Source organism: Streptomyces sp. NPDC057474, assembly GCF_042802555.1.
In the GTDB taxonomy this organism is placed as follows: domain Bacteria; phylum Actinomycetota; class Actinomycetes; order Streptomycetales; family Streptomycetaceae; genus Streptomyces.
Genome location: NZ_JBHVDX010000267.1, coordinates 1 through 12122, shown reverse-complemented (window position 1 = coordinate 12122; position 12122 = coordinate 1). Strand labels below are relative to the sequence as shown.

General features: G+C 71.2%; 8 protein-coding genes and 1 pseudogene. 3 read left to right on the top strand and 6 right to left on the bottom strand.

Annotation, left to right across the window (positions count from 1 at the left end; all coding sequences use genetic code 11):
* Window positions 1–93 precede the first annotated feature (93 nt).
* The 3 genes and pseudogenes from ACFU53_RS41935 to ACFU53_RS41925 form a co-directional block, all read right to left on the bottom strand.
* A pseudogene (locus ACFU53_RS41935) lies at window positions 94–1326 on the bottom strand (EAL domain-containing protein); the annotation flags it as partial.
* Between the two features lie 102 nt (window positions 1327–1428).
* A complete protein-coding gene (locus ACFU53_RS41930; RefSeq protein WP_384004985.1) occupies window positions 1429–2619 on the bottom strand; it encodes a lipid-transfer protein in 1191 nt (396 codons plus the stop codon).
* Window positions 2616–3041 carry a Zn-ribbon domain-containing OB-fold protein gene (locus ACFU53_RS41925; protein ID WP_384004987.1) on the bottom strand — a complete coding sequence of 142 codons (426 nt, stop codon included), beginning with the start codon at window positions 3039–3041 and terminating at the stop codon, window positions 2616–2618. The genes ACFU53_RS41930 and ACFU53_RS41925 overlap by 4 nt, the downstream gene beginning before the upstream one ends.
* Window positions 3042–3300: 259 nt before the next feature.
* On the opposite strand from ACFU53_RS41925, the gene ACFU53_RS41920 reads away from it, so the two are divergent.
* Entirely contained in the window at window positions 3301–3837 is a 537-nt protein-coding gene (locus ACFU53_RS41920) for an NUDIX domain-containing protein (protein WP_384004983.1), read from the top strand.
* Between the two features lie 27 nt (window positions 3838–3864).
* Here ACFU53_RS41920 and ACFU53_RS41915 read toward each other — a convergent pair whose 3' ends face one another.
* Window positions 3865–6231: a glycoside hydrolase family 31 protein gene (locus ACFU53_RS41915; protein ID WP_384004981.1), complete on the bottom strand. Its 2367-nt coding sequence runs from the start codon at window positions 6229–6231 to the stop codon at window positions 3865–3867.
* Window positions 6232–6445: 214 nt separating this feature from the next.
* Between ACFU53_RS41915 and ACFU53_RS41910 the strand changes: the two genes are divergently transcribed.
* Both ACFU53_RS41910 and ACFU53_RS41905 read left to right on the top strand, forming a co-directional pair.
* Window positions 6446–8413 (top strand): acetoacetate--CoA ligase, encoded by a 1968-nt coding sequence (locus tag ACFU53_RS41910; protein WP_384004979.1) that lies wholly within the window; start codon window positions 6446–6448, stop codon window positions 8411–8413.
* 82 nt (window positions 8414–8495) lie between these two features.
* Complete coding sequence (locus tag ACFU53_RS41905; RefSeq protein WP_384004977.1) at window positions 8496–9404, top strand: hypothetical protein; 909 nt, start codon at window positions 8496–8498, stop codon at window positions 9402–9404.
* A gap of 64 nt (window positions 9405–9468) precedes the next feature.
* On the opposite strand, the gene ptsP is transcribed toward ACFU53_RS41905, so the two are convergent.
* Window positions 9469–11139 carry a phosphoenolpyruvate--protein phosphotransferase gene (gene ptsP, locus ACFU53_RS41900; protein ID WP_384004976.1) on the bottom strand — a complete coding sequence of 557 codons (1671 nt, stop codon included), beginning with the start codon at window positions 11137–11139 and terminating at the stop codon, window positions 9469–9471.
* 77 nt (window positions 11140–11216) lie between these two features.
* Window positions 11217–11666: a PTS glucose transporter subunit IIA gene (locus tag ACFU53_RS41895; RefSeq protein WP_384004974.1), complete on the bottom strand. Its 450-nt coding sequence runs from the start codon at window positions 11664–11666 to the stop codon at window positions 11217–11219.
* Window positions 11667–12122 lie beyond the last annotated feature (456 nt).

The following is a 12122-nucleotide window of genomic DNA, read 5'->3' as shown; positions in this document are numbered from 1 at the left end:
TCCGCATGCTCATCCGACGGGCGACGAGCCGCTACCGCTGGGACGGCCGGCCCACCACCCGACGCCTCAAGTGATCCATTTGCCGGTCGGTCTTACCTGCTTGAAGTGATCGACGTCCAGCCAACTCAGCGCGAACACCCGGCCGTCCGCGATCCACCGGTCCACCTCACCGGTGACCGCGTCCGAACCGGGAAGCCGCGTCAGCGGATTGAGCCCCGCTGCCTCCTCGACCCGGCTCTCCGCGAGCGCCCGCAGCAGATCCGCCAGCCGTACGACACCCACGCACCGCCCCCACCGGTCGACCACCGCCACATCGTCGGACGTACGGTCCCGGTCCCCCACCGCCACCACGTCGAGCACCTCCCACGCCGTGGCGTCGACGCCGACCGTACGCGGCGGATCACCGAGCCTGGCGGCCGGCCGGTCGGCGTACAGGGCGTGCCCGTAGCGGGCCGACAGCGACAGCAGGAACCGCGACCCCTGCACCGACCGCACCAGCCTCCCGGAGCCGTCCACGAGCAGTACCTCGGACACCTCGGGCGCGCCGGTGAGCAACGCCCGAACCTCGCCCGCCGAAGCCGTCACGGGCAGCAGCGCGGCAGGCCGCAGGAACTGCCGAACCGAAGGCCCCGAAGCGGGAGCCGAGACCCCGGGGGAGAGGGGCGGAACGTACACCTCGGCCGTGGGCAGTCGCGCGGGCGGCGCGAACAACTCGCCCTGCGCCAACTGCGCGCCCGCCGCCACCGCGGCCGCGCACTGCGTCTCCGTCTCGACCCCCTCGACCGACAGCAGCGCCCCCACCTGGTCGCACAGCGTCCGCATCGCCCGTACGGCCGCCGGCCGCGCCAGCAGCGACGCGTCCAGCTTGACCAGGCCGGGCCCAAGATCCACGAGCAACCGCAGGGGTACGTCACCGTCGCCGACCCCGTCCGCACAGATCCGGAAGCCCTCGCCCCGGAGCACGGCGACGGCCTCCAGCAGCGCCGGCCGCGGCACATGCGTGTACGGCGGCACGATGTCGACAGTCACCTCCCACGGCAACCGGCCGGCCTCCCGTACGGCGTCCCGCAGCGCGGGCAGGCCGCCCAGGTCGGCGAGCGTCGCGGCGAAGACGTTCACATGCAGCGGCAGCAACGTCTCCCGGCGAGCCGCCGCCCGGATCGCCGACGTGGCCAGCCTGCCGTCGAGTTCGGGGTCCCTGCGGGCTTCGGCGAGGACGTCACCGGTCTCCGGACGCGCGAGTATCTCCACCGCCGCGACCCCTCCGGTCGTCAGATTGACGATCGGCTGGAAGGCGAAGCGGAGCGTGTCCGGCCAGGAATGCACGGGAGCATGATGGCGCCGCCGACGCGGACCCGGACGCGATTCATGCGCTGTTCACGCGGGATTCCCGGGCCGTCACAGCACGTGCGCACACCTGCCCGAGGATCACCGAACGGCGATCACCGCCGACCCGTGCCCGAACAGCCCCTGGTTGGCGCTGATGCCCACCCGCGCCCCCTCGATCTGCCGGTCGGTCGCCTCGCCCCGCAACTGCCACACCAGTTCGCACACCTGGGCGATCGCCTGCGCCGGAACCGCCTCTCCGAAAGAGGCCAGCCCTCCGCTGGCGTTCACCGGTATCCGCCCGCCCAGCGCCGTCACACCGTCCCGCAGCAGCTTCGCGGCCTCGCCCTCGCCACACAGCCCCAGGTCCTCGTACCACTGCAACTCCAGCGCCGTGGACAGGTCGTAGACCTCGGCGCACGAGAGATCCCCGGGCCCGACACCCGCCTCCGCGTACGCCGCCCGCGCGATGGACGCCCGGAACGTCTCGTCCGGCGGCGCTGCCGCGACCGCCGAGTCCGTGGCGATGTCCGGCAGATCCAGCACCGTGTTGGGATAGCGGGGCGTCACCGTGGACACCGCCCGTATCCGCACGGGTTCGGCCACGCCGTGCCGCCGCGCGAACTCCATGCTGGACAGCACCAGTGCCGCGCCACCGTCCGAGGTCGCGCAGATGTCCAGCAGCCGCAGCGGGTCGGCGACGACGGCGGAGGCCGCGACCTCCTCGGCGGTGACCCGCTTGCGATAGCGCGCGTACGGATTGAGCGCCCCCAGCGCGGAGTTCTTCACCTTGACCCGCGCGAAGTCCTCCGGCGTGTCCCCGTGCACCGCCATCCGCCGCCGCGCGTACAGCCCGAAGTACGTCGGATTGGTCGCCCCGAGAACCCGGAAGCGCAGCCAGTCCGGATCGTCCGCCCGATCCCCGCCGGCCGGCCGGAAGAACCCCTTCGGAGCCGAGTCCGCACCGACGACGAGCACCACGTCCGCGAGGCCGGCGAGGATCTGGGCCCGCGCGGTTCCCACCGCCTGAGCTCCGGACGCGCAGGCCGCGTACACGCTCGTGACCCGGGCGCCCTGCCAGCCCAGCGCCTTCGCGAAGGTCGCCCCCGCCACATAGCCCGGATAGCCGCCACGCACCGTGTCCGCGCCGACGATCGAGCCGACCTCCCGCCAGTCGACCCCCGCGTCGGCCAGCGCCGCACGCGCCGCCACCGTCCCGTACTCGACGAAACTCCTTCCCCACTTACCCCACGGGTGCATGCCCGCGCCCAGCACCGCCACCTCACTTGTCATGCCCCCACCCCCGTAGGCCTCCAGTGCCATGTCGTCCAGGTCGTCTCCGCGTCCTCGTTCAGCACACCGGGGACGACCTCCACCTCCATGCCCACCGCCAGCTCGGCGACGGTGACCCCGGGAACCGCCTGTCCCAGCACCACGAGGCGTTCTTCGGCCAGTTCCACAGCGATCAACGCGTACGGTTCCCACGGAAGTTCCGGATCGGACACGTAGGGTGACGGAGGCCGGTACCGGCCATCGGTGTACGACCACACACGGCCCCGCCGCGACAGCGGGACCTCGCGCAGGTCACCGCCCGGACAGCCCGGGTTGCGGCAGAAGGCGTCCTCACGGGGGAAGAACACCGACGCGCACGCCGAACAGCGCGTGCCGAGCAGCCGGAACCCCTCGCCCTCCCCGGTGAACCAGCCGACGACCACAGGTGTGCGACTTCGCGACAAAGTCCCTCCCCGGCGAGCAGATCTGATGGTGCGTCAGAATTCTGGCACGAGCATCTCGAATTGGGCAGGTCGCGGGAGAACCAACGAGCCCCGGCCGGCGTCGCAGTATCGGGAGGGCCGGCCGGGGCCCACGGGGGTGGTTCCGGCCGGCCCTCACGCGTACCCACAGATGCGGCGGTGTGGCGCATTGCGCCGCCCCGGTAAGACGACCAGCAGATGATCGGATACAGTCCGCCGCGTGTCCCCGAATCAACACCCACCCGCCAACTCCGCACCGGACTCGCACTGTTCGAGATGCGGAGCGCCCTACGGAGAGGGCGTGTCCGGCTGGCCCCGCACCTGCGAGGCCTGCCACACAGTGGCCTACCGCAATCCGCTCCCCGTCGCGGTGGCCCTCCAGCCCGTGTACGACACCAAGGGCACAGCCCTCGTCGTGATCACACGGACCATCGCCCCCGCACGCGGGGGCACCGCCCTGCCCGGTGGCTTCATCGACCACCGGGAGGACTGGCGGCATGCAGTCGTCCGTGAGCTCAAGGAGGAGACGGGCATCTGCGTGGCCGACCGCGAGGTGCGCCTCGCCGACGCCATGAGCTCACCCGACGGTCATCTGCTGCTGTTCGGGCTCCTCCCGGAGCGCCCGGCCGCCAGCCTGCCGGCGTCCGTCGCCACGGACGAGACGGAGGGCTGGCACCTGCTGCGCAGACCCACCGAGCTCGCCTTCCCCCTGCACACCCTGGCCGTCCAGGGGTTCTTCGGTGGCCGCTACATCTGAGCCGCACCCACGCCGAACCGAACCGGCTCACTCCCGGTCGAGCCCGCGTACCCGCACGGGACACGAAGGCTCGGCCGGACCCTCGTCCCCGTCCCGCTCCACGACCACACGCGGCCCCTCCCAGCGGGCCGTGTACCGCTCGACCTCAGGCTCGTCCCAGCCGTCGCCCGCGTCCGGCACCACGAGCCCGCCCCCCGTCCGCCCGCGCGCGGGTGCCCACACCTCCAGCTCCAGGCCGCCGTCGGCGCCCCGGACCGGCAACACGGCACCCGCGCGCGCGAGTACCGGGATATGCGACAGGGGCGCCTCCAGCAGTACCTGCCCCGGCCCCTCGTACGCCTGTCCGGTCACTGTGTCGTACCAGCGCCCCCGCGGCAGCTGCACCGCACGCCGGTCCGCGCCCGGGTCCAGCACCGGCGCCACCAACAGAGCGTCACCCAGCAGGAACGCGTCCTCGCAGTCGCGCAGCGTCCGGTCCTCGGGCGCACTCCACCACAGCGGACGCACATAGGGCGCCCCCGTACGACGCGCCAGATGGGCCAGCGTCATGAAGTACGGCAGCAACCGCCGTCGCTCGACGAGCGCCACGCGCGCGTGCCCGACGATCTCGTCCCCGAACTCCCACGGCTCCCGGCGCCCCGCCCGCAGACTCGCGTGCGTACGGAACAGCGGCAGATACGCGCCGAGCTGGAACCACCGCAGATACAGCTCCGGCGACGGGCTCCCGTCGAACCCGCCCACGTCCGGACCCGAATACGGCACCCCGCACATACCCAGCCCCAGCACCAGCGAGAGCGACGCCCGCAGCCCGGGCCAGCCCGTCGCCACGTCCCCGGACCACGTCCCTCCGTAACGCTGCATGCCGGCCCACCCGGAGCGCGAGAAGAGGAACGGCCGCTCCTGGGGCACCAGCTCGCGCAGCCCCTCGTACCCGGCGCGGGCCATGCACAGCGCGTACACGTTGTGCGCCTCGCGATGATCACCGCCCCGGCCCTCCAGATCGTGCCGGACCGAACGGGGCAGCGTGTTCTCGCCGAACGCCGTGAACGACGTCGGCTCGTTCATGTCGTGCCAGAACCCGGCGAAGCCCTGCGCCAGGCGCTCCTCGTAGAGACCGCCCCACCACGTGCGCGTACGCGCACGCGTGAAATCGGGGAAGACCGAATCCCCGGGCCATACGAGGCCCTCCGCGACCCGCCCGGCGGCGTCCCGCACGAACGCGTCCTCGGCCGTCCCGCTGTCGTACACCGCGTTGCCCGGCCGCGCCTCGACCGCCGCGTCGACGATCGACACCAGCCGGATCCCGTCCCGGCGCAACTCGTCGGCGAGATCCGGCAGCTTCGGGAAGTTCTCCACATCGACCGTGAACACCTGATGGGCGTCGTAGTGGTCGATGTCCAGGTGGACCGCGTCGAGCGGCAGACCGTGCTCCCGGTAGCCCGCGACGATCCGCCGCACCTCCTGCTCACTCCCGAAGCCCCACCGCGCGTGATGGTGCCCCAACGCCCACGCGGGCGGCAGCGCCGGAGCCCCCGTGAGAGCGGCCCAGGCATGCAGCACACGCGCGGGGGTGCCCACTATCACCCAACAGCGGAGCGGGCCGCCGCCCATCCGCAGCTCCGAGGTCCCGGCCCGGTCGTGCCCCGACCCGGCGCCCTCCTCGCCCTCGCGCACCGTCACCGTGCCGTCCCACGTGGTGTCGTGGAACACCAGGTGCGTGGCCGCGTCGGCCACCACCATCTGCACCGGCATCGTGATGTACAGCGGATCGTCGCCGGGCGCGAACGCATGACCGGGATCCGTGTTCCACAGCCGATACGTTCCGCTACGCAGCCGGGGCCCGGCCGCCCGTCCGCCCAGACCGAAGAACCGCGCGTCGGCCGCCACCTCGGAGCGCTGCACCCACCGCGCCTCGCCCCCACCGACGGGCTCCCACCACCGGGGCGGCAGATCACGCCGCAGAGTCACTCCACCGGGCGTACGCACCTCGACGGCGCCGTGCCGCGACACCACGACCGTCACCCGCTCCGCCACGACCCGCCAGCCGCCGTCCTTGTCCGGCTCCAGAACGGCCCGCGGATCCGGCTCCGGGCACCGGCCCGCGAGCGCGTACGACGGCTCCGGCCCGGCCCCGTCCCAGCCCCAGAAGACCGCCCCGTTCACGTCGACGGTGACCCGCAGCGCGGACCGGCCGAACCGGACGATCCCGCCGCCGGGGCCCGGCTCCACATCCACCACCGGCCCGGGCACCCGAGCCCGCTCAGCGCCCCGCGTCGGCAACCCGGCGGCGTCGGCACGCCTCCTGCGCCATGCGGCCCGTACGGTGCGCAGCCCCTGAGCCACCCCCGCCGAACCGATCGCCTTCACCGAACGCACCAGGTCACGACCGTCCATGCCGTTCACCCTGCCATTGACCGGGCCATTCGTGTGAGCCGTTCAACTTCCGTTCACCCGTGGTGACGGCACATCTTCACGTCGCCGACCATCTGCGGCTCACCCTGGTGCGGAAGTCGATCACATGGCATCGTCCGTGTCAGCCGCGTCACGCGCACACCCCTGCCCGTACGCGCCCGACGCACACCACGCGCACAGTCCCGGGAGCCGCCCCATGACCTCAGCGAACCCCTCGCCGCTCTGGCAGCCCGACGCAGCAGGCATCGCCCGGGCCAAGATCACCGCGTTCCAGTCCTGGGCGGCCGAACACCACGGAGCCCCCGCCGAGGGCGGATACCCGGCTCTGCACCGCTGGTCCGTCGACGAACTCGAGGCGTTCTGGAAGGCCGTCACCGAGTGGTTCGACGTGCGGTTCTCCACGCCCTACGCGCGCGTGCTCGGCGATCGCGCCATGCCCGGCGCCGAGTGGTTCCCCGGGGCCACCCTCAACTACGCCGAACACGCCCTCCGCGCGGCCGACGCCCGCGCCGACGAACCGGCCCTGCTCCACGTCGACGAGACCCACGAACCGCGCCCCGTGACCTGGTCCGAGCTGCGCCGCCAAGTCGGCTCCCTGGCCGCCGAACTGCGCGCCCTCGGCGTACGCCCCGGAGACCGCGTCAGCGGCTACCTCCCGAACATCCCCCAGGCCGTCGTCGCCCTCCTCGCCACGGCCGCCGTGGGCGGCGTCTGGACCTCCTGCGCCCCGGACTTCGGCGCCCGCAGCGTCCTCGACCGCTTCCAACAGGTCGAACCCGTCGTCCTGTTCACCGTCGACGGCTACCGCTACAGCGGCAAGGAACACGACCGCCGCGACACCGTCGCCGAACTCCGCCGCGAACTGCCCACCCTGCGCGCCGTCGTCCACATCCCCGTCCTCGGCACCGAGGCCCCCGAGGGTGCCCTGGAATGGTCCGCCCTGACCGCCGCGGACGTGACCCCGACGTTCGAACAGGTCCCGTTCGCCCACCCGTTGTGGGTGCTCTACTCCTCCGGCACCACCGGCCTCCCCAAGGCCATCGTCCAGTCCCAGGGCGGCATCCTGGTCGAACACCTCAAACAACTCGGCCTGCACTGCGACCTCGGCCCCGAGGACCGCTTCTTCTGGTACACCTCCACCGGCTGGATGATGTGGAACTTCCTCGTCTCCGGCCTCCTCACCGGCACCACGATCGTGCTCTACGACGGCAGCCCCGGCCACCCCGACACCGGCGCCCAGTGGCGCGTCGCCGAACGCACCGGCGCCACCCTCTACGGCACCTCCGCCGCCTACGTCATGGCCTGCCGCAAGGCCGACATCCACCCGGGCCGCGACTACGACCTCTCCCGTGTCCAGTGCGTCGGCACCACGGGCTCCCCGCTCCCGCCCGACGGCTTCCGCTGGCTCCACGACGAGGTCCGCGAGAACCTCTGGATCGCCTCCGTCAGCGGCGGCACCGACGTGTGCTCCTGCTTCGCCGGAGCCGTCCCCACGCTCCCGGTCCACATCGGCGAACTCCAGGCCCCCAGCCTCGGTACCGACCTCCAGTCCTGGGACCCCAGCGGCAAACCCCTCGTCGACGAGGTCGGCGAACTCGTCGTCACCAACCCCATGCCGTCCATGCCGATCCACTTCTGGAACGACCCTGACGGCACCCGCTACCACGACAGCTACTTCGACACCTACCCCGGCGTCTGGCGCCACGGCGACTGGATCACCCTCACCTCCCGAGGCTCCGTCGTGATCCACGGCCGCTCCGACTCCACGCTCAACCGCCAGGGCGTCCGCATGGGCTCGGCCGACATCTACGAAGCCGTCGAACGACTTCCCGAGATCAAGGAATCGCTCGTCATCGGCATCGAACAGCCCGACGGCGGCTACTGGATGCCGCTCTTTGTCCAACTCGCCCCCGGAGCAGCCCTCGACGAGGCCCTGCTCGACCGCATCAAGCAGACCATCCGCGAACAACTCTCACCGCGCCACGTCCCCGACGAGGTCATCGAAGTCCCCGGCGTCCCGCACACCCTCACCGGCAAACGCATCGAAGTCCCCGTCAAACGACTCCTCCAGGGCACCCCCTTGGAAAAGGCGGTCAACCCCGGCTCCATCGACAACCTCGACCTCCTGCGCTTCTACGAGGACCTGGCCCGCAAACGAGCGTGACCACCCCTCGGCCGACCGGCGTTGTCAGTGCCCCCGATTACTGTGAGTGAGCATTGATTGACTGCTCGCACAGGGGGAAGACATGGCACACACCAGCCACCAGAGCATGCGACGGGTCCTGCGCCGCGAGATCGCGGGCACCATCGGCCTGCTGGCCGACGAGCACGACTTCACCGTCATGCGGCGCTACCGCAGCTTCACCTTCGACGACCACCCGACCTATCTCCGACAAGTGGAAGCCCTGCTCAGGACGCTCGCCGCGCAGGGCAACCACACCACGGTCGCCCTCTTCGACCCGGAGGAGTACGCGGAGTTCTGTGCCGACACCGGCCTCGAACCGGACACCCCGTCCAGCCGCACCCGCTTCACCGCCGAACTCGCGGCCACTGGCGCCGCCGTCCCCTACGACGGGCAGCCCCTCGCCGAACTCGTCCCCGAACTGATCGACGAAGCCGTCCGCCTCGCCACCTGGGAGTACGCGACTACACTCCTCGCCCAGGTCGGCGACTGTGCCTCCTGCGGCGAGGACATCGGACGCGCGGCCTTCGCCCGCGCCATGCAGCTGCTCAGGCGCATCCTCGACACCGCGGGCCCCGGCGAACGCCACCTCGTGTGCAGTGTCTCGGCCAGGCCCCAAGCGCTGGCCGCCGTCCTCCACGCCGACCAGAACGACGAAGGAGCCACGCAGCTCGACGAGTCCGAAGCCCTGGAGTTCGCCACGGTCCTGGCCCTCGGCATCGCCACCCGAAGCCCCGGCGGACTCGTCATGCGCACCACCACCCCGGAAACGACCGACCGCGTCTACGGCTGGCGCCTGCGCGGCGAAAGCCTCGAACCGCTCACCGCCGGAGAGGTCTTCGACGCCTACTGCACCGACATGGAATCCGGAGACCTCGTCTCCCCGGAGTCCGGCGTCGACTACTGCACCCCACCCGATCTGGGGGACGACATCGGCAGGGGCGGCCCGGCCACGGACGAACACACCCACTGAACGGGCGAGGGGCGCCCCACCCAGAGATGGAGCGCCCCTCGACACCGATCGAACCTCGTGACGCCTACTCGCCCGACAGCACCGCCTGCGCCGCGCTGCGAGCCTCCTCGGCCGTGTCCGCCGCGCGCGCGGCAGCCGCGGCACGCTGGCACTGCGCCAGCGTGTATTTCGCCAATGTCCCCCGCACATACGGAATCGACGCCGCGCCCATGGAAAGGGAGGTGACACCCAGACCGGTCAGCACACACGCGAGCAGCGGATCCGACGCCGCCTCGCCGCACACGCCACAGCTCTTGCCCTCGGCCTTCGCCGCCTCCGCGGACAGCGCGACCAGGTCGAGCAGCGCGGGCTGCCACGGGTCCTGCAGCCGGGACACCGCACCAACCTGCCGGTCGGCCGCGAACGTGTACTGCGCGAGGTCGTTGGTCCCCAGCGAGAGGAACTCGACCTCCTGCAGGATCGACCGCGCCCGCAGCGCCGCCGACGGAATCTCCACCATGGCACCGAACTTGGCCTGCAGACCCGCCTCACGACACGCGTCGGCGAACGCCTTGGCGTCCGTGCGGTCCGCGACCATCGGCGCCATGACCTCGAGATAGACCGGCAGACCCTCGGCCGCCTTCGCGAGCGCCGTCAGCTGCGTCCGCAGCACCTCGGGGTGGTCGAGCAGCGTCCGCAGGCCGCGCACACCGAGTGCCGGGTTCGGCTCATCGGCCGGGGTCAGAAACTCCAGCGGCTTGTCGGCGCCGGCGTCGAGTACCCGCACGACCACACGCCCCTCGGGGAAGGCCTCCAACACCTTCCGGTACGCCTCGACCTGCTTCTCCTCGGACGGCGCCGTCTTGCTGTCGTCCAGGAAGAGGAACTCGGTACGGAACAGCCCGACCCCCTCGGCCCCGGCCTCCACGGCCGCAGGCACGTCAGCGGGACCGCCTACATTGGCCAGCAACGGCACCTTGTGCCCGTCGGAGGTCGCCCCCGGCCCGCTCGACGCTGCCATTGCCGCCTTCCGCGCAGCGGCGGCGGCTTCCAGCTCGGCCTTCTTCTCCGCACTCGGGTTCACGAAGATCTCACCGGTACTGCCGTCCACGGCGATCACCGTGCCCTCGGCAAGCTCCCCGGCCCCAGGCAGCGCGACCACGGCCGGCACCCCGAGCGCCCGCGCCAGAATGGCGCTGTGACTGGTCGGCCCACCCTCCTCGGTGACGAAACCGAGGACGAGCGTCGGGTCGAGCAGCGCGGTGTCCGCAGGCGCCAGGTCACGAGCGATGAGGACATACGGCTCGTCGCTGTCCGGCACACCTGGCATGGGAACCCCGAGCAGCCGGGCGACGATACGATTCCGCACATCGTCGAGGTCGGCCACCCGACCCGCGAGGTACTCGCCGGCCCCCGCCAGCAGCGCGCGGTACGCGGCGAAGGCGTCATAGACAGCACGCTCCGCCGTGCTTCCCACGGCGATACGTCGCTCCACATCCGCCATCAGCTCGGGGTCCTGGGCCATCAGAGCCTGGGCCTCCAGCACGGCCTGGGCCTCGCCCCCGGCCAGGTTGCCGCGCGCGATCAGATCGGCGGCCACCGCGTCCACGGCCTTACGGGCGCGCCCTTGTTCGCGCTCCGCTTCCTCCGCCGGGATCTGCTTGGCGGGCGGCTCCAGCACCGCCGTTCCCATGTGCCGAACCTCGCCGATCGCCACACCGTGGCTCACCCCGACGCCTCGCAGCGTTGTGTCCATCTCACCTGTCTCCGATAGTGCGGCGGGCCCCGCCGCCGCGGTGGTTGTGGAACTTGCGGTCCGGTACGGCCCTGACGTCACTGCCAGCCGAAGAGCGTGTCGCCGGCCTTCACGTCGCCGTCCTCGCGGAGCTCGGAGAGGGAGTCGGCCGTGGCCTCCAGAGCCACAACGGGGCATACCGGGGACTTACCCGCGGCCTCGACTGCGGCAGGGTTCCAGCGCACCACGGCCTGCCCCCGCTGCACGGTGTCGCCCTTGTTGACGAGCAGCTCGAAGCCCTCGCCGTTCAGCTGCACGGTGTCGATACCGAGGTGCGTCAGCACACCATGTCCCTCACCGTCGACCACTACGAACGCGTGCGGGTGCAGCGAGACGATGACTCCGTCGACGGGGGCGACAGCCTCCCCTGCTTCGCGTACGGGGTCGATCGCCGTGCCGGGGCCGACCATCGCGCCCGAGAACACGGGGTCCGGTACGGCGGTCAGTCCGATGGCGCGTCCTGCAAGAGGGGACGTCACGGTGGTCATGGGAACCCTCCCGGGGGTGGAGATTCATATGGCCGCCGCCTCTGCCTGTCCCAGGCGACGCGCTGTGGAGCAGCGTATGTCATATGAACTGCCGGTTCCGCATGAGACGTACGGCTCGGCGGCCGCCGAGAGGCACGTAATCGATTTGCGCGAGCTCTCGAGCCAGCTGTACAGTCGTAACCCTGCTCGGGGCCGAGCGGCGCAACTGAGCGTCCTGCCTCAGCAGCATCCAACTTGTCAGATCCTATCTCGGGGTCCGCTTCGGTATGCCTACGGAAGCGTGGTCAGAGAGTCGGAAAAACACTGATAGAGTGGGAAACGCAAGACCGAAGGGAAACTGCCCGGAGGAAAGCCCGAGAAGAACTTGGGTGAGTACAAAGGAAGCGTCCGTTCCTTGAGAACTCAACAGCGTGCCAAAAATCAACGCCAGATATGTTGATACCCCGTTCCCGGCCG

Bases quoted from the DNA above. Each gene is read 5' to 3' on its own strand.
- ACFU53_RS41910 (WP_384004979.1), top strand. From the start codon at position 6,446: ATGACCTCAGCGAACCCCTCGCCGCTCTGGCAGCCCGACGCAGCAGGC.
- ACFU53_RS41915 (WP_384004981.1), bottom strand. From the start codon at position 6,231: ATGGACGGTCGTGACCTGGTGCGTTCGGTGAAGGCGATCGGTTCGGCG.
- ACFU53_RS41895 (WP_384004974.1), bottom strand. From the start codon at position 11,666: ATGACCACCGTGACGTCCCCTCTTGCAGGACGCGCCATCGGACTGACC.
- ACFU53_RS41905 (WP_384004977.1), top strand. From the start codon at position 8,496: ATGGCACACACCAGCCACCAGAGCATGCGACGGGTCCTGCGCCGCGAG.
- ACFU53_RS41930 (WP_384004985.1), bottom strand. From the start codon at position 2,619: ATGACAAGTGAGGTGGCGGTGCTGGGCGCGGGCATGCACCCGTGGGGT.
- ptsP (WP_384004976.1), bottom strand. From the start codon at position 11,139: ATGGACACAACGCTGCGAGGCGTCGGGGTGAGCCACGGTGTGGCGATC.